Annotated in this window: 15 protein-coding genes; 5 read left to right on the top strand and 10 right to left on the bottom strand. The window is 55.4% G+C overall.

The features are described 5' to 3' along the window. Nucleotides 1-10 precede the first annotated feature (10 nt). A complete protein-coding gene (locus GRPL_RS23980; RefSeq protein ID WP_032697909.1) occupies nt 11-937 on the bottom strand; it encodes a LysR family transcriptional regulator in 927 nt (308 codons plus the stop codon). Between the two features lie 224 nt (nt 938-1,161). On the opposite strand from GRPL_RS23980, the gene GRPL_RS23985 reads away from it, so the two are divergent. Further along, nucleotides 1,162-2,394, top strand: coding sequence for a dicarboxylate/amino acid:cation symporter (locus GRPL_RS23985; RefSeq protein WP_032689626.1), 1,233 nt, complete (start codon nt 1,162-1,164; stop codon nt 2,392-2,394). Nucleotides 2,395-2,431: 37 nt separating this feature from the next. Further along, on the top strand, nt 2,432-3,622 hold the full coding sequence (gene metC, locus GRPL_RS23990; protein ID WP_032689625.1) for a cystathionine beta-lyase: 1,191 nt from the start codon (nt 2,432-2,434) through the stop codon (nt 3,620-3,622). A gap of 43 nt (nt 3,623-3,665) precedes the next feature. Here the strand turns inward: metC and GRPL_RS23995 are convergent, their stop codons facing one another. From GRPL_RS23995 to GRPL_RS24005, 3 genes are read right to left on the bottom strand one after another with little or no spacing between them, the layout of a single operon-like run. Continuing rightward, the gene (locus GRPL_RS23995) at nt 3,666-4,949 is read right to left on the bottom strand and encodes a DUF445 domain-containing protein (RefSeq protein WP_074398969.1); all 1,284 of its coding nucleotides are present in this window, start codon (nt 4,947-4,949) and stop codon (nt 3,666-3,668) included. Continuing rightward, the gene (locus GRPL_RS24000) at nt 4,942-5,607 is read right to left on the bottom strand and encodes a LysE family translocator (RefSeq protein WP_032698232.1); all 666 of its coding nucleotides are present in this window, start codon (nt 5,605-5,607) and stop codon (nt 4,942-4,944) included. Before GRPL_RS24000 ends, GRPL_RS23995 begins: the two co-directional genes overlap by 8 nt. Before the next feature lie 46 nt (nt 5,608-5,653). Beyond that, nucleotides 5,654-6,469: an AraC family transcriptional regulator gene (locus GRPL_RS24005; RefSeq protein WP_032698231.1), complete on the bottom strand. Its 816-nt coding sequence runs from the start codon at nt 6,467-6,469 to the stop codon at nt 5,654-5,656. A 212-nt stretch (nt 6,470-6,681) separates the two neighbouring features. On the opposite strand from GRPL_RS24005, the gene GRPL_RS24010 reads away from it, so the two are divergent. Beyond that, nucleotides 6,682-8,052 carry an NAD-dependent succinate-semialdehyde dehydrogenase gene (locus GRPL_RS24010; protein WP_032698230.1) on the top strand — a complete coding sequence of 457 codons (1,371 nt, stop codon included), beginning with the start codon at nt 6,682-6,684 and terminating at the stop codon, nt 8,050-8,052. 66 nt (nt 8,053-8,118) lie between these two features. On the opposite strand, the gene GRPL_RS24015 is transcribed toward GRPL_RS24010, so the two are convergent. Continuing rightward, entirely contained in the window at nt 8,119-8,664 is a 546-nt protein-coding gene (locus GRPL_RS24015) for a YfaZ family outer membrane protein (protein ID WP_032698228.1), read from the bottom strand. 575 nt (nt 8,665-9,239) lie between these two features. Here GRPL_RS24015 and GRPL_RS24020 point away from each other — a divergent pair. Beyond that, nucleotides 9,240-9,932: a hypothetical protein gene (locus tag GRPL_RS24020; protein ID WP_032698227.1), complete on the top strand. Its 693-nt coding sequence runs from the start codon at nt 9,240-9,242 to the stop codon at nt 9,930-9,932. Between the two features lie 258 nt (nt 9,933-10,190). Beyond that, nucleotides 10,191-10,670, top strand: coding sequence for an Hcp family type VI secretion system effector (locus GRPL_RS24025; protein WP_032689619.1), 480 nt, complete (start codon nt 10,191-10,193; stop codon nt 10,668-10,670). A 49-nt stretch (nt 10,671-10,719) separates the two neighbouring features. On the opposite strand, the gene yjiA is transcribed toward GRPL_RS24025, so the two are convergent. The 5 genes from yjiA to hpaB all read right to left on the bottom strand — a co-directional run bounded on the left by yjiA (nt 10,720) and on the right by hpaB (nt 16,568). Further along, nucleotides 10,720-11,676 (bottom strand): GTPase, encoded by a 957-nt coding sequence (gene yjiA / locus GRPL_RS24030; protein WP_032698225.1) that lies wholly within the window; start codon nt 11,674-11,676, stop codon nt 10,720-10,722. 11 nt (nt 11,677-11,687) lie between these two features. Further along, entirely contained in the window at nt 11,688-11,891 is a 204-nt protein-coding gene (locus tag GRPL_RS24035; protein ID WP_004857555.1) for a YbdD/YjiX family protein, read from the bottom strand. Between the two features lie 95 nt (nt 11,892-11,986). Next, nucleotides 11,987-14,137, bottom strand: a complete 2,151-nt coding sequence (gene btsT / locus GRPL_RS24040) for a pyruvate/proton symporter BtsT (protein ID WP_032689618.1) — start codon at nt 14,135-14,137, stop codon at nt 11,987-11,989. Between the two features lie 335 nt (nt 14,138-14,472). After that, entirely contained in the window at nt 14,473-14,985 is a 513-nt protein-coding gene (locus tag GRPL_RS24045; RefSeq protein WP_032689617.1) for a 4-hydroxyphenylacetate 3-monooxygenase reductase subunit, read from the bottom strand. Between the two features lie 20 nt (nt 14,986-15,005). Then, entirely contained in the window at nt 15,006-16,568 is a 1,563-nt protein-coding gene (gene hpaB, locus GRPL_RS24050; protein ID WP_032689616.1) for a 4-hydroxyphenylacetate 3-monooxygenase, oxygenase component, read from the bottom strand. Between the last annotated feature and the right edge of the window lie 62 nt (nt 16,569-16,630).

Below are 16,630 nucleotides of genomic sequence, written 5' to 3'. Positions count from 1 at the left end.
GGAGATAAGGTTAGCTGGGGATCCAGCTATCCCACGCGGGCACCGGGCCGAGTTCTGCCACCAGGAAATCGATAAACGATCGTACTTTAGGATTGCTGTATTTGCTGGGGAAATAGAGCGCATACAGCGCGTGCGTTTCGCAGGCGATCGTCCCATCGAGGATCAGCGGCGTGATCTCCTCTTTCTGAATATGATCGCCGATTAGATAGGTCGGCAGGTAGGCAACGCCCTGATCTTCCAGCACCGATTTTAACAGCACCAGGCTGCTGTTGGCCTGGATAGGCATGTGCAGCTTAAGCTGATGCGGGCGATCGTGCTCGTCGGTCACCTTCAGCACCGGCGTCAAGCCGGGATAAACCAGGCAATCATGATTCACCAGATCGCTGCGCCGCACCGGCATCCCTTTTTTAGCCAGATAGCCGGGTGACGCACAATAAGCCCAGCGAATCGAAACCAGTTTGCGCATGGCGTAGTTTTGCGGCGGAGCGGTGGAGATACGCAGAGCGATATCGAAGTCGGTTTCATTGAGGTTGACGAAATTATCGTTCAAATCAATATACAGATTCACATCCGGGTACTGCTGACGATATTTATCCACCAGGTTGACCAACCGGGAGTAGCCAAAGGCAATGGAGCAGGTAATTCGTAATTCACCCTGCGGATTATGATAATAGCCGGAAGTGGTATTTAACGTATCATCAAACTCTTTTAGTAACTTATTGGCGCGATTAAATAGATATTGCCCGGCGTCGGTCAAGGTAATACTGCGGGTGGTACGCTTAATTAATGTCGTGCCCAGCGTATCTTCCATTGCCGAGAGGCTTTTACTGACCGCAGAAGGCGAGACGTTAAGCTGTGCGGCGGCCTCGGATAATCCTCCGCAGTCGACAATTTTGATAAAAAACTCCAGATGCTTGAGTGAAATTGGTGTGCTCATTTTTTCCTTAAATTCACAAGTGATTTGCAAAAACGGTACGAATGAGCCGTTACATTCGTATCTGAAACATGCAACTATTGAATCACAGGAAACAACTTGCTGGCAAAATGAAAAAATAACAACTTAAGTGAGTTGCATCACAAAATAAAAGGAGGCGCCGCAGAAAGTCATTAAATTGTGAATTTAATCTCATTTAATATAATTTTAATTAAAAGGTACCGGTTATGTGGTCACGACTCGAACCCTACAAATCCTCTATTATTTTATTAATTGCCCTGGTGATCGGCGGCCTGACAGGTATTTACGCCCCAGGACTGGCGGTTAAATTACAGCCGATAGGTCAGATATTCCTTAACCTGCTATTTATGATTATTGTCCCGCTGGTGGGCATCAGCGTGATGTCATCGATCGCCAGTATGACCGACCTGAAAAGGCTGGGACGCATTATGGCGATTATCTTCATTGTTTCGATTGCGATGGCCTTTATTCCCGCGGCCGGCATCGTCGCGCTTGCCTTATGGTACAACCCGGCGCAGGGGGTCACCATCGATCTGTCACAGTCGGTGCAGGCGGGCAGCGGGAAGATGGATTTTGTCAGCATGATCACCACCAGCGATTTTATCGGGCTGTTCTCGAAGTCCAATATTCTGGCGCTGATCGTGATGGCGATTATTGCCGGTGTGGCCATCGGGCAATCGGAACAGGCGGGTAAACGCATAGCCTCGCTGCTGGAAGATGCCAATACCGTCATCATGAAGATCGTCTCGATCATTATGAAAGTCGCGCCGATAGGTCTGGGCTGCTATTTCGCCGCGACGATGGCCAGCCAGGACTCGGGGCTGCTGTTGACCTTTGCCCGGGCAATCGGCCTGTTTATGGTTGCCACGCTGGCCTATTTTATCTTCGGTTCGATTCTCTATTCATATATCGGCGGCGGCATGCCGGCGGTGAAAGCATTCTGGCGCAATGCGGTTGAACCGTCGGCGACCGCGCTCGGGACCTGCTCCTCATTAGGGACGCTGCCCGTCACCCTGCGCGCCGGTAAAGCGATGGGCATTAACCCGGAAATCGTCGATGTCTCTATTCCGCTGCTGGTTAACCTGAATAAGGGCGGTGTGGCCATGATCGCCGCGCTGAAGATCGTCTTTATCTATTCGGTGCTGGGGATGGAGTTCACCAGCGAAACCTTCTTTCTGACCATGCTGATCGCCGTGCTCTCCGCCATTATCGTTGGCGGCGTACCGGGCGGCGCATTCCTCGGTGAAATTTTTATCGTCACCACGCTGGGGCTGCCGATGGAGGCGATCCCGATGCTGGTGGTACTGGGCACCATCACCGATGCCCCGGCTACTCTGATCAACGTGATTCATGATTTGAACGCCGCGCAGATTGTGGAACGCTTCGCCGGAAAAAAGCCGGCACCGGCTGAACTGAAATCCACGGCTGCCGCCGTATAAGCTTTCGCACGGATATAAGGATATTACAGGAGACGTTATGAAGAATTCACTCAAGCTCGACACGCAGTTAATTATCGCCGGACGCGATAAACGCTACACCCAGGGGGCGGTAAACCCGGTTATCCAGCGCGCTTCTTCGCTGGTCTTTGAGACGGTGAAAGATAAAAAATTTGCTACCGCCAATCGCGCCAACGGCGAGCTGTTCTACGGCCGTCGCGGGACCTACACTCATTTCGCGTTTCAGAAAGCGATGAGTGAACTGGAAGGTGGCGCGGGCTGCGCGCTCTATCCGTGCGGGGCCGCGGCGGTGACCAATGCGATTCTGGCGTTCGTGCAAAGCGGCGACCATATCCTGATGACCGGCGCGGCCTATGAGCCAACGCAGGACTTCTGCAATAAGATCCTCAGCAAATTCAACGTTGAAACCACCTATTACGATCCGCTGATCGGCGCCGGGATTGCCGGGTTGATCCGCCCGGAGACCAAAGTGGTCTTTCTGGAGTCCCCCAGCTCAATCACCATGGAAGTCCAGGATGTACCGGGAATGGTCAACGCGATCCGCGCGGTAAATCCGCAGATCGTTATCATGATCGACAACACCTGGGCGGCGGGCGTGCTGTTTAAGGCGTTGGACTACGGCGTGGATATCTCGATTCAGGCAGGCACCAAGTACACCATTGGCCATTCCGACGCCATGCTGGGTACGGCGGTCTCCAACGCCCGCTGCTGGGATCGTCTGCGCGAAAACTCCTATCTGATGGGGCAGACGCTGGATGCGGATACCGCCTATAACGGCAGCCGCGGGCTGCGCACGTTGGCGGTACGCCTCAGACAGCATCAAGAGAGCAGTATCCACATTGCTCGCTGGCTGTCGGCGAGGCCGGAAGTGGCGCGGGTGAATCATCCGGCTTTAGCAGAGTGTCCGGGCCATGAATATTTCCAGCGGGATTTCACCGGCAGCTCGGGCCTGTTCTCCTTCGTACTGAAAAAGCGCCTGACGGATGAGCAAATGTCGATGTTCCTCGACAACTTCTCGCTGTTCCATATGGCCTACTCGTGGGGCGGGTTCGAGTCGTTGATTCTGGCTAACCAGCCGGAAGAGCTGAACAGTATTCGTCCAGCTGGCGAGGTGGATTTCAGCGGGACGCTGGTCAGGGTACATATCGGGCTGGAGGATGTCGGCGATTTGATTGCCGATCTGGAGGCCGGGTTTACCCGCATCGGCTAAACACCGGGCCCCGCCAGCGTGCGGGGCCCTGTTTTGCGCTCGCTTAATGCACAAACAGCGCCGGGATCTGCGAGAATAGCCACAGTACGAGGCCGATAGAGCCGCCGACCAGGGTGCCGTTGATGCGGATAAACTGCAGGTCTTTACCGATATTGAGTTCAATTTGCCGCGACATATCCCGCGCATCCCAGCTTTTGACCGTATCGCTGATATGACGAGTCAGGAAGGCGGCAAACTCTGGCGCCACTCGATGGGCCGCCTGCTCCAGGTGCTCGTTTAGCGACTCGCGCAGCGCGTCATCGTGGAGCAACGTTTCGCCAAACCACTGCCCGGCATCGGCAATCCGCTGTTGAATCCGCGAGTCGTCGCGGGTGACATCGTTTTTGATCCACGCCCGCAGGTCGGCCCATACCTCGCTGAGGTAGCGGTTAAAGGCCTCATCATTTTTCAGGTAGGCCTTGATGCCCTCCGCTTTTTCCGCCAGCAGCGGATCGGTTTTCAGGTTATCGATCAGTTTTAAGGTGGCGCGATCGAACGCCTGGCGGATCTGATGGCTGCGATCCTGGGTGACTTCGTCGAGCAGCGTATTCACCGCGTCGGTCACCATGTCGGCGCTGTGTTCGCCCAGCCATTCGGTGGGCAGAATTTTGGCCTTCAGCGGATGCTCGGTCTCCAGCCAGTGGACAATGCCACGGGCAATAAACGCGCGCGAGCTGTCGCGCTGCAGCAATGCAATGAGCTGGGTAATGAGCGAGTCCAGCAGCTTCTGATGGCGATTGTTGCGGGTTAATCCCTCCAGCATCATGGCGCTGGTCTGCGTCAGATCGACCTTATCAATCGCCTTATGTACCGCCCGGCGCAGCAGGCGCTGAATACGGGCGTCATCGGTCAGCTCCAGAAAACCGCTCATCACCTGCAGCAGATGGTGGCCCACCCGGCGGGCATTTTCCGGCTGGCTGAACCAGTTGCCGAGCATCAGGGCAGGTTCATAGCGACGGATGAGCGCCACCAGCGAGGGCGTATCGAGAAATTTTTCCTGCACAAAATAGCCAAGATTATCGGCGATCCTGTCCTTATTGCGGGGAATAATCGCCGTATGTCGGGAGATAAACGGCAGCGGGATACGACGAAACAGTGCCACCACCGCGAACCAGTCGGCCAGCGCTCCGACCATCGCCGCTTCGGAGATAGCCTTGAGCGCGCTGACCCACGGCGTCGGCGGCAGTAGCAGCGTGGTGATAAAAATGGCGACCGCAATCAGCAGTAGCGACAGCGCCAGCAGTTTGGCGCGTTTCAGTTCAGCAATTTTTTCCATAGGCTTAAGCATATAGCCTGACGGCGGACTCGTGCAAAAACTGCCACACAATCCAACAACCAAAAGCCATCAGTACGCCGCCCGCCGCTCGCTCAACGCGCCAGACTACGGCGGAAAGGCGACGCTGCACCGCCGGTAGGGCGATCATCGTCACCAGCAAGAGATCCCACAGCAGCACGATACTGGTCATCCAGACTCCGCTGACGACCTGCTGCACCAGCGTGACGTCCGGGCCCAGCAACGAGGTCATCAGCGCCAGATAAAACAGGGCGTTTTTAGGATTGAGCAGTGAAGAACCCAGCCCCAGAAGAAGCTGTTTTACCAGCGACGGGCGTGAAGCCGAGGCGCTGTTGTGGACATTCAGCGTCGTCGGGCGGCTTCTCAGCAGCAGGCTGCCAATCCACAGCAAATATGCGGCGCCCAACAGCTCGACGACGGTAAACAGCAGCGGCGTCTGACGCAGTATCCCCCAGCCGATAATCGCCAGCACAATGTACAGCCCGTTTCCGGCGGCGATACCGACGCACAGGCCGACGCTGCCGCGCAGGCGATAGCGGATGGCGTAGCCCATCAGTAAAAAGAAATCTGGCCCCGGGCTAAGCAGGGCAACGAAGTGGGAGAGCGCCAGCGCGGGAAACGCGGGCGGGAAAAACGACGTCAACATGTCCATAGCGACCTCACAAAGAACCTGAGATCAGCCTATGGCAAGCGGGGCGCTAATTATTGTCTGATATTGATCGGCCTAGCGCGTACTGGCGCGGCGTAGCGGCGGTGTAGCTGACAAAGGTTTTGTGGAAATGGCTCTGGTCGGCAAATCCGGCCTGGTAGCCGACGTCGGCGATCTCATCTCCGGCGCGCAGGCGCGTTTTGGCAAATTCGATGCGTGCCATATTCATAAAGCTGGCGGGCGTCAGGCCAGTGTCCTGCTTAAAGGTGCGAATCAGCGTCTCTTTGCGCAGGGCGAACTCGTGGGCCAGCGCATCAAGGGTGGGCGGTTCCTGTAAATCGGCCGCCAGGCGACGGAAGAGCTGCGAACTGGTAGCGCGCAGCGGTAGTGGCGGGGCGGGGCATAGCGGGAGCGCCCGCAGCAGTTGTGCAACCTGTTCGGGGAGCGCTGCCGTTTTCTGCTGCTCCATTAGCACCACAATCTGCTGATATTGTGCGAAAAGCTCAGGATCGCGGATCACAGGATGCGGCGCGTGCACCTGCGCCTGACTCGGGAAAAGCGGCAGCCGTTGCCGGCACCACGTCATATCGAGGTACAGCATATGGTAGCTGCGCGGCCGGCCATCGCGCGGGTTACAGCTGTGCGGCGCTTGAGCGGGGATAATGATCAGATCGCCGGGACGCAGCAGATATTCCCGGCCGTTGCACAAACAGCACGTTTCCCCTTCGATAATCGCCCCTACAGAGAGCTGCGGATGGCGGTGCCGTTTATAGGACTGGCGACTTTGCCGGGTGCTGCGCAGTTCCAGCCAGGGCAGCTGTTCGTCGCGCCAGAAGGTTTGCAGGATATCGCGCGTATGGCTCACGAAAGACTCCTTAGCGAAGGGGATAGGGGGTTTATAGCACGCCCGTCCGGGTCTGTCTGCGGGCGCGACGCTCGCGTCATCGGCGGCGATATCTCTCCAGAATCCTCCGTATATACCTAACTTTACCCGCGCGATTAGCCATCTCTACTACCCTTAATACCCTGAGTAGTTTTTATGACTACATAAATAGCGATAACAAGGAGACATACGATATGGCTTATCAGACGGTGAATCCTGCAAATAATCAGCTGATTAAACAGTACGCTGCGCACAGCGATGCGGACGTCGAAGCGGCGCTGCAGAAGGCGGATGCGCTCTACCATTCCGCCTGGTCGAAGGGGGATATCGACCGGCGCCTACCCGTTCTGCACAGGCTGGCGGATCTTATCGACAGCCAGGTTGACGAGCTGGCGAAAATCGCCAGCCAGGAGATGGGGAAATTGATTGCGCAAAGCCGCGGTGAGGTGAAGCTCTGTGCGCAAATCGCCCGCTACTATGCCGATAATGCGAAATCGTTTCTGGCTCCGGTGAAATATCCCTCCGACATCGGCGAGGCCTGGGTTGAACACCATCCTGTCGGCGTGCTGATGGCCGTGGAACCCTGGAACTTTCCTTACTACCAGCTGATGCGGGTACTGGCGCCAAACCTGGCGGCGGGGAACCCGGTTATCGCCAAACATGCGAGTATCGTTCCGCATTGTGCAGAGACCTTCGCCCATCTGGTGCGTGAGGCGGGAGCGCCCGAAGGGGCGTGGACCAACCTCTTTATCTCCCAGGAGCAGGTGGCGAAAATCATCGCCGACGATCGCGTCCAGGGGGCAGCGCTGACCGGTTCGGAAAAGGCCGGCAGCGTGGTGGCGTCCCAGGCGGCAAAATACATCAAAAAGGCGACCCTCGAACTGGGCGGTAATGATGTGTTTGTGGTACTGGATGATGCCAGTCTGGAGAAGGCGGTGAAGACTGGCGTACAGGCGCGACTCAACAACGCCGGCCAGGTGTGCACCGCGGCGAAACGTTTTATCCTGCACGAAAACATTGCCGACCAGTTCTTGAGCCAGTTCACCGAAGCCTTCCGCCAGGTGAAAATCGGCGATCCGCTGGACGAGAGTACGACGCTGGGCCCGCTCTCCTCGAAAGATGCGCTGCAAACGCTGACCAGACAGGTGGATGAGGCGGTGAAAAACGGTGCCAGAGTGCATCTGGGCGGTAAACCGGCGCCGCGGGAAGGCAGCTTTTTCGAGCCAACCATTCTGACCGGCATTACCCGTGATAACCCGGCGTACTTTGAAGAGTTTTTCGGCCCGGTGGCGCAAATCTACGTGGTGAAGGACGACGACGAGGCGGTGAAGCTGTCGAACGATTCGCACTATGGTCTGGGGGGCGCCGTGTTCAGCCAGGATATCGAACGGGCGAAACGGATGGCGTCGCGGATCGAAACCGGGATGGTCTATATCAACTGGTTAACCGATACCGCGCCGGAGCTGCCGTTCGGCGGCGTGAAGCGCTCTGGCTTTGGCCGTGAGCTGTCCGATCTGGGGATTAAAGAGTTTGTGAACCAGAAGCTGGTGGTGATTCGCCGGTAATCGGACGTTGTGAGCCGTGAATAAAAAACCTGCCGGATGGCAGGTTTTTTTACGCTTACCGGCAGGTCAGAAAGTGACCCCACCGCCAATATAGGCACCATCAATCAGGGTGTGGTTCGGACGACCGTCTTTGCCGTCAACGCTGACATGGCGGTAACCCACTTTCAGCGTCACCGGGGTAATGGGCGTCCAGCTCACGCCGCCGTTGGCTTCAACGTAGTTTTTCACGCTGTTATTCAGGCCTTCCGGCGCGGCATAACCTTCGCCGAAGACGTAGATGCTGTCGGTCAGCGCAACGTTAACGCCGCCGCCGATGGGGAACGCCACGCCGTTATCGCCTTTTTTCGGCCCAAGGTAGATGGCTTTCGCGCCGGCATTGAGCATCACCGGGCCAACTTCCAGGTTATAACCTGCGCCAACGCCGCCGGTCTGGGTACCGTCATCGGTATTTTTCAGCCAGTTGCTTTCGGCATAAAGGCCGGAGGAGGATTTACCCAGTTCCATATTAAGGTTGGTAAAGTTTTTACCCTGCTCGACGGTAAAGCCCATCGCCATTGCGGAGCCAGAAACCGCGGTTAGCGCAGAAAGGATAAGGATATTGAGCTTTTTCATAGTAGATGCCTCGTCGTAAAACTAATCTGCGGATACCCTATCAAACGATTTTTACAACTGCAAATATGACTATTTTCGATTTTTTATTCTGGGTTTGTTATTGAAATACATCTGCAGATGTTGTGAATTAGTTTATTTGTCGCGGCGTCAATCATTAACGTTTTACCGTTTAGGGTCAGTTTAGCTGTTTGGCTAAACCTGAATTGAACAAACGGGGAAAATGAGTTGCAGAGAAAATAGTCTACCTCTGTGATTATTCTTGAAAGTATTTCAATTGTTACCAATAAAAATTTTAATTTACATTTTTGCTGATGAATTGAGCGGGCGGTCGTTCATATTCAACGCGGTATTGCTGAGTCAGGGGGAAGATTATGCTCACCCCGTTTTCGATCAGCGTATTACCGTGTGATACGCAGAAAAGCGGAGCGACAGTTCTGTAATGTTTAATGAATTTAACTGATTTTTTTTGAATTAAAATAAAATCGTTGAGAACGAATATATCTTCTGGTGGGCATTTCTTTTCAATATAGCCTTCCGACGACCTTTTGCGGAATCCATAATGGCCAGGAGCGGCTATGTACTACAGAAATGAAGTCATCCGTTATTTGCAATCCAATAACATTCTCGCATTGAAACTTGATCATGCGCTGGCGGGCGTTGAAAACGCGGTGGCAGATCAGATTGCATTGACCGGTGCTGGCGCAAAACGCGCGTTGTATTACGCATCCTGCTTTACTGATGAATATCAGGATGTTTGTCAGCGGCAAAAAAATGAAGATGGACGATTTACTCTCGCGGTCATTCACCTTTTTCAACATGACGATGTTGTTTATGAAATGTTCAAAGTATATTTTGAAGAAATATTTAAATATAAAACGTCCGATCAACTAGAGCATATCAAAAAAATGCTGATGGCGGTCAATATACACATTGCGGCGAGTTCTCTGACCGGTTATGGTTTCATATTAGCGGTCACCTCCTCAGTTACGGTCGGTATGAACCTAAACCTTGATATGCGAGTCTTAGCGGGACGTGCGACGGGGATGGCGATTACACTCTCTGGCATATATGGGATTGTCCAGAAGGCAGCAGATAGCGCTCATCGACTCCAGTTTACCTGGCCGGCCTATTACTCTGTACTCTACGCTCAGGGACTGGAGATGATGTATTTTCTGATAGAACCATTGTTTGAGCGAGTTGGGGCGCTTAAGGCACAATGGGCATCGGACAATGACATTGCAGAAATTATTACCAGGATGATTCAATAATTGTGATGAATATTATTAAAAGGATTTTCTGTAGGATATTTAGGTCCTTGGTTTCGCTCCACGGGCCTGGATTGCTGACTTTGTTATTCGCAATGGCATTTATTTATTTTTTCCCCTCTGGTCCCCTCTGGTCCCCTCTGGTCCCCTCTGGCCTGTGGGGGTGTTCGCTATATTCATAATATATATATTTGCACGTTATGTGAAATGGTAAACGCCAGAGAAAACGGTTTATTACATTTGCTTATAAGGAAGTTATATATGTCTACTCCCGCACACCTGTGGCTTGAGGATGAAAACGGTTCGCCGATTGTTGGCGGCTGTTTAATGCCCCTGCGTGCAGGTTCTATCGAATTAAAATCATTCTCGCACGGCATCACCATTCCCGTTGATCCGCACTGGGGTAAACTTACCGGTACGCGCGTTCATCGTCCGATCGCCATAGTGAAAGAGTTCGACCAGACGACACCCGTTCTGTATCGCGCGGTGTGCGAAGGTCGTACCCTGAAAAAAGCGACGATCAGGATGTACCGTATTATGGAATCAGGCCTTGAAGCCGAGTATTTCAATATCGTCCTCGACAACGTCAAAATCACCACGATTGCACCGTACCTTTCACCCACCGGTCTGAGCAGCACGCACCTTGAAACACTCGAATTGCGTTATGAGGCCATCGTCTGGAAGCACACCGAAGGGAACATTATTTATCGTGATACCTGGAATGAATTCTGTACCGCCTGATGCCTTCATGCTGACCTCCTCCCTCCGGGAGAGGGAGAAGTCCGAACCGTTACTTGCGCAATCCGGCAAACGCCGCGCGAATCTCCTCTTCCGGCAAATTAATGCCGATAAACACCAGCGTGCTGTGGGGCGTTTCATCGCCCCACGGGCGATCCCAGTCGGCGCTGTATAAGCGCTGGACGCCCTGGAACAGCAGGCGATTTGGCTCGCCGTCAATCCATAACATCCCTTTGTAGCGCATCAGCTGCTCGGCGAAAGAGAGCAGCAGGTTTTCCATCACCCGCGACACTTCACTGATATCGACCGGGTAATCCAGTTCGACCACGATAGACGCGACGTCGTTTTGCTTATCGGCGATAAAGTGAAAGCGCGGCGCGCTGCTCACCACCTTCTCTTCCAGCATAAAGCCGCTGGTATTAAACAGCTGGCTCAGGTCGATATCACCGTGGATCACGGTATAAACCGGCGCCCGGGCGTTAATCCTCGCCAGCCGTTCGCGCAGCCTGTCGCTGTCGCCCGCCACGTCCGTTTTTGTCAGCAGAATCCGATCGGCGTAGCCCACCTGCGACTGGGCGATGGTGAACTGGTTCATCTGCTGATCGGCATGGACCGCATCCACCAGCGCAATCACCCCGTCAAGCAGATAGCGTTCGCAGAGAACTTCATGAGAGAAGAAGGTCTGAATAATCGGGCCGGGGTCGGCCATGCCGGTGCACTCAATCACCAGCCGGTCAAAATCAATGTCGCCGCGATCGCGGCTGTCGAGCAGGTCGAGCAGTGCGTCTTCCAGCTCGTTGGAGCGGGTACAGCAGATGCAGCCGTTGGTCAGGGTTTTGATCTGCGTGGCGCGGTCGCCAATCAGCTGATCGTCAACGGCAACTTCGCCAAATTCGTTTTCGATAACGGCGATTTTAAAGCCGTGCTGTTCGTTAAGAATATGGCGCAGCAGGGTGGTTTTACCCGCGCCAAGAAAACCGGTCAACAGGGTGACTGCAATCGGTGCCATGTTTGCCTCCATTAACAGCAGCGTACGCCGCCTTTGCCGTCGCCGCCGTAGCGGGCCTGCTGGCGTTCGCGGAAGAATTCGTTATAGGTCATGTAAGGCTTATCCGGGTGGTTGGCTTTCATATGTTCGACGTAGTTGTCGTAGTCCGGAATGCCAATCAGCATTTTGGCTGCCTGACCCAGGTATTTTTTTGCTTCGCCTAAGTTACCAAACATAACTCATCCTGATAAGAAAAAGCCCGGTGGCGCTACGCAGACCGGGCCTACAGAACCTTGTAGGGCGGGTCAGCGTAGCGCCACCCGCCGTTTTTTTAATGATGTGACGAGGTTTTCACGCCGCCTTCCGGAACGGGCACGTACGGGGTCTCTTTGTCGGTGCGGACTTTGTTGTTACGCACGTTGAGCCACGTTTTGATGCCGTAGAAGATGATGCTGTATACCACCACCAGGAACAGAATACTCAGACCGGCGTTAGTGTAGTTGTTCACCACGATATGGTTCATGTTAGCAATCTGCTGCGCGGTCAGTTCGCCGCCGGAAGCAATCTTCTCTTTATACTGCTGAGCCATGAAGAAGAAGCCTTCCATCTGCGGGTTGGTGCTGAACAGTTTCAGACCCAGCGCCCAGGTGGTGCACAGCAGCAGCCATGCGGCCGGGATCACGGTAACCCAGATGTATTTGGTACGCTGCATTTTGACCAGTACCACGGTACCCAGCACCAGCGCCACGGCGGCCAGCATCTGGTTAGAGATACCGAACAGCGGCCACAGGCTCTTCACGCCGCCCAGCGGGTCGACCACGCCCTGATACAGCAGGTAGCCCCACAGCCCGACGCAGCCCGCGGTGCCGATAATGCCCGCCACCAGCGAGTCGGTTTTCTTGAGAAACGGCACGAAGTTGCCCAGCAGATCCTGCAGCATAAAGCGGCCTGCGCGGGTACCGGCATCCAGCGCGGTAAGGATAAACAGCGCTTCAAACAGAATACCGAAGTGGTACCAGAAGCCCATATCCGCCATCGGCATGATTTTGTGGAACACATGAGCGATACCCACGGCCAGAGTCGGCGCGCCGCCCGCGCGGTTCAGTACCGACGGCTCGCCGATATCTTTCGCCGTTTGCAGGATTTGCTCAGGTGAAATCACAAAGCCCCAGGAGCTGACGGTCGCCGCTGCGTGAGCGGTCACATCCTTCAGCTGCGCGGCAATCAACGCGGCGTTTTCACCGCCCATTTCGTGCAGGTTCGGCATGGTGATGCCCAGGCCTGCCGGCGGGGTGTTCATCGCGAAGTAGAGGCCCGGCTCAATGATCGACGCCGCAACCAGCGCCATCACCGCCACGAAGGACTCCATCAGCATCGCGCCGTAGCCGATAAAGCGGGCGTCGGTTTCATTAGCCAGCAGCTTCGGCGTGGTGCCGGAGGCGATCAGCGCATGGAAGCCAGACACCGCGCCGCAGGCGATAGTGATAAACAGGAACGGGAACAGCGCACCTTTCCACAGCGGACCGGTACCATCGATGTATTGGGTGACCGCCGGCATTTTCAGATCCGGGTTGAGGATCACGATGCCCAGCGCCAGGCCAACGATAACGCCGATTTTCAGGAAGGTCGCGAGGTAATCACGCGGCGCCAGAATCAGCCACACCGGCAGCAGCGCGGAGATAAACGCGTAGCCGATCAGGGTAAAGGTGATGGTGGTGTCTTTAAAGGTCAGCGCCGGGCCCCAGTACGGGTCGTGGGCAATGATGCCGCCGAAGTAAATGGACGCCACCAGCAGGACGATACCAATCACCGACACTTCACCCACGCGACCCGGGCGCAGGAAGCGCATATAGATCCCCATAAACAGGGCGATCGGAACGGTCGAGCAGACGGTAAAGACGCCCCACGGGCTTTCTGCCAGCGCTTTTACCACGATCAGCGCCAGCACCGCGAGGATGATGATCATAATCAGGAAGCAGCCGAACAGCGCAATGGAACCCGGAACCGGCCCCATCTCTTGCTTGATCATCTCACCCAGCGAGGCGCCGTTACGGCGCGAGGAGATAAACAGCACCATAAAGTCCTGTACCGCCCCGGCCAGCACCACCCCCGCCAACAGCCACAGGGTACCCGGCAGGTAGCCCATCTGCGCGGCGAGAACCGGGCCCACCAGAGGACCGGCGCCGGCGATAGCGGCAAAGTGGTGGCCGAACAGCACGTAGCGGTTGGTCGGGACGTAGTTCAGACCATCGTTGTTAATGACCGCCGGCGTAGAACGCGTAGGATCGAGCTTCATCACCTTTTGCGCGATATACAGGCTGTAATAACGGTAGGCGACGAGGTAGACGGAAACTGACGCCACCACGATCCACAGCGCACTGACGTGCTCACCGCGGCGCAGAGCGACGACTGAGAGGCAAAATGCCCCGATGATTCCAAGAATCACCCAGGGTATGTGCTTGAATAACTTTTTAGTATCCATAGTAAAACCTGGCGTTAATAAGATGAATAATGGGCCGAAGCCGTCTGGGTTTAAGTTAGGGGTTGAGGAGGTATTGGTTAGCTATGCTGGGGACGATCTTGCCAGAACTCCGCGCGCGTAAAGTTGGGTAAATCTGTGAGTGGTTCTATGTGGGGTTAAGCGGTTACCAGGCGGGATAAGCGGTTGGCCAGGAAATGAGCAGCGGGTAAACATGTGATTGAGATCACAAGATTTTTTCCACCTCTTTTTCCTCCCCGTAGGGGAGAGGAAAAAGAGAGGAGGACAGAGAAAGGGGGGACAGAAAAGAGAATGTCAGAAGCGAAGGTAGCAGAACGTTATACCGCAACCTCCATTTCCATCATCACCGGATGGAAACGGCGCTTAAAGTAAATCAGCCCATGGCCTTCCTGGCTCAGGGTGATGTTCTTGATCTCGACCAGATAGACCAGGTGGCTACCGATGGTCTGCACCTGGCTTATCTCCCCTTCAAGGCTGGCCAGCGCCCCTTGCAGAACCGGCTGTCCCAGCGCTCCTTTTTGCCAGCAGGAGAGGCTAAAGCGTTCTTCCATGGCCATCCCGGTCATGCCGGCGAAATGGCGAGCCATCACTTCCTGCTCATGGTTCAGTACGTTAACGCACAGTTTGCCGTTCCCCTGGAATACCGGGTTCATCGCGCTGTTGGCATTGATGCACACCATCACCGACGGCGGCGTATCGGTTACCGAGCACACGGCGGTGGCGGTGATGCCGCAGCGGCCGGCGTCGCCCTCGGTGGTAATGACGTTGACCGCCGCCGACAGGCTGGACATGGCATCGCGAAAACGCAGACGTTGTTCATCTAATTGCATTGTGACCTCCCGCTGCCGAATTACTTCAGCAGCTTATCCAACATATTGATATCAGAGTTGTTGTGCAGGTGCGGCACCGTCCAGCCGTTCTGGTCGTACTCGGACAGGCAGCGGTCGACCATCGCCATCATTTTGTCCATGTTGCCGGAGCTTTGCGCCTGACGCAGACACTGCAGGCGGATTTCGTCCTGACTTCCGGAATAGTTGATTTCATACAGCTCGTGGCGGCCGCCGAATTCACTGCCGATCGCGTCCCACATCAGCTTGAGGATCTTGATACGTTCAACGTGGTCCATGCCGTTGGAGCCGCGAACGTATTTAGCCAGATACTGGTCGATCTGCGGGTTGTTCAAATCGCGTGCGCTGGATGGCAGATAGATCAGACCGCTGGTCACGTTACGTTCGATAATATTTTTGATCCTGGCGTAGGCCATCGGCGCCATGACGCGGTAGGTCTGCAGCGCGGCGTGATCCGGCAGCCAGGCGCCATTCACCCACGGCGTCGCTTCGGAGCACATGGAGTCGCTCAGCGCCCAGAACATATTGCGCCAGGCGACCACTTCGCCGAGATCGGCCTGTACGCCGCGGAACTCCATGGTGCCGGTACATTCCAGCGAGCGTTTGAGCAGGGCGGTGATAAAGTCGAGCTTGACCGCCAGGCGTACGCAGGCCTGCAGCGGATACATACGCGCAAAGCCGCCTTCCATCGTCCAGCGACGGCAGCGATCGAAATCGCGATAGATCAGCACGTTTTCCCACGGAATCAGCACCTTATCCATCACCAGGATCGCATCGTTTTCATCAAAGCGGCTGGAGAGTGGGTAGTCGTACGGCGATCCGGTGACCCCGGCAACCATCTCATAGGAGGCGCGGGAGATCAGTTTGACCCCTTCGGCATCCATTGGCGCGACGAACATCAGGGCGAAGTCCGGGTTTTCCCCCATCACCTGCGCAGAACCAAAACCGATCATGTTGTAGTGGGTCAGCGCCGAGTTGGTGGCGACCACTTTCGCGCCGCTGACGATGATCCCGGCATCGGTCTCTTTTTCCAGCTTGATGTAGACGTCTTTCACTTCATCGGCCGGTTTATGACGGTCAATCGGCGGGTTGACGATCGCGTGGTTAAAGTACAGGCCGGTTTCCTGAATGCGGGTGTACCAGTTGCGGGCGTTCTGTTCGAACTGGCCGTAGAAGGCCGGGTTCGCGCCCAGCGCGCAGCCGAAGGCGGCTTTGTAATCCGGTGTGCGGCCCATCCAGCCGTAGCTCAGGCGCGACCACTCGGCGATCGCATCGCGCTGCTGGCGCAGGTCATCGGCGCTTTTCGCCACGCGGAAGAATTTATGGGTATAGCCGCCGCTGCCGGTATCGGTGTTCCAGCACAGGGAGTCCTGCATTTCTGGTTTATGCAGCGCATCGTACAGCTGGCCGACGGAGGCGGCGGCGTTGCGGAAGGCCGGGTGCGTGGTGACGTCTTTGACGCGCTCGCCGTAGATGTAAATCTCGCGGCCATCCTGCAGGCTCTTCAGGTACTCTTCACCGGTTAACGGGCGTTTCGCGTCTGCGCGGAAATCTTCAGGTTTCATAGGGGCCTCTTCAGTATTTATCGGAATATCCCGTCCCTGCTTCGGGCTGCCTGTCTGGCGGC

Source organism: Klebsiella planticola ATCC 33531 (assembly GCF_000735435.1).
GTDB lineage: Bacteria > Pseudomonadota > Gammaproteobacteria > Enterobacterales > Enterobacteriaceae > Klebsiella > Klebsiella planticola.
Note: the sequence above shows the minus strand (reverse complement) of the source record. Positions and strands in the feature narration are given on the sequence as shown.

Excerpts from the sequence above, each read along its gene's own strand:
- GRPL_RS23980 (WP_032697909.1), bottom strand. The coding sequence starts at position 937 with ATGAGCACACCAATTTCACTCAAGCATCTGGAGTTTTTTATCAAAATT.
- GRPL_RS23985 (WP_032689626.1), top strand. The coding sequence starts at position 1,162 with ATGTGGTCACGACTCGAACCCTACAAATCCTCTATTATTTTATTAATT.
- metC (WP_032689625.1), top strand. The coding sequence starts at position 2,432 with ATGAAGAATTCACTCAAGCTCGACACGCAGTTAATTATCGCCGGACGC.
- GRPL_RS23995 (WP_074398969.1), bottom strand. The coding sequence starts at position 4,949 with ATGCTTAAGCCTATGGAAAAAATTGCTGAACTGAAACGCGCCAAACTG.
- GRPL_RS24000 (WP_032698232.1), bottom strand. The coding sequence starts at position 5,607 with ATGGACATGTTGACGTCGTTTTTCCCGCCCGCGTTTCCCGCGCTGGCG.
- GRPL_RS24010 (WP_032698230.1), top strand. The coding sequence starts at position 6,682 with ATGGCTTATCAGACGGTGAATCCTGCAAATAATCAGCTGATTAAACAG.
- GRPL_RS24015 (WP_032698228.1), bottom strand. The coding sequence starts at position 8,664 with ATGAAAAAGCTCAATATCCTTATCCTTTCTGCGCTAACCGCGGTTTCT.
- GRPL_RS24020 (WP_032698227.1), top strand. The coding sequence starts at position 9,240 with ATGTACTACAGAAATGAAGTCATCCGTTATTTGCAATCCAATAACATT.
- GRPL_RS24025 (WP_032689619.1), top strand. The coding sequence starts at position 10,191 with ATGTCTACTCCCGCACACCTGTGGCTTGAGGATGAAAACGGTTCGCCG.
- yjiA (WP_032698225.1), bottom strand. The coding sequence starts at position 11,676 with ATGGCACCGATTGCAGTCACCCTGTTGACCGGTTTTCTTGGCGCGGGT.
- GRPL_RS24035 (WP_004857555.1), bottom strand. The coding sequence starts at position 11,891 with ATGTTTGGTAACTTAGGCGAAGCAAAAAAATACCTGGGTCAGGCAGCC.
- btsT (WP_032689618.1), bottom strand. The coding sequence starts at position 14,137 with ATGGATACTAAAAAGTTATTCAAGCACATACCCTGGGTGATTCTTGGA.
- GRPL_RS24045 (WP_032689617.1), bottom strand. The coding sequence starts at position 14,985 with ATGCAATTAGATGAACAACGTCTGCGTTTTCGCGATGCCATGTCCAGC.
- hpaB (WP_032689616.1), bottom strand. The coding sequence starts at position 16,568 with ATGAAACCTGAAGATTTCCGCGCAGACGCGAAACGCCCGTTAACCGGT.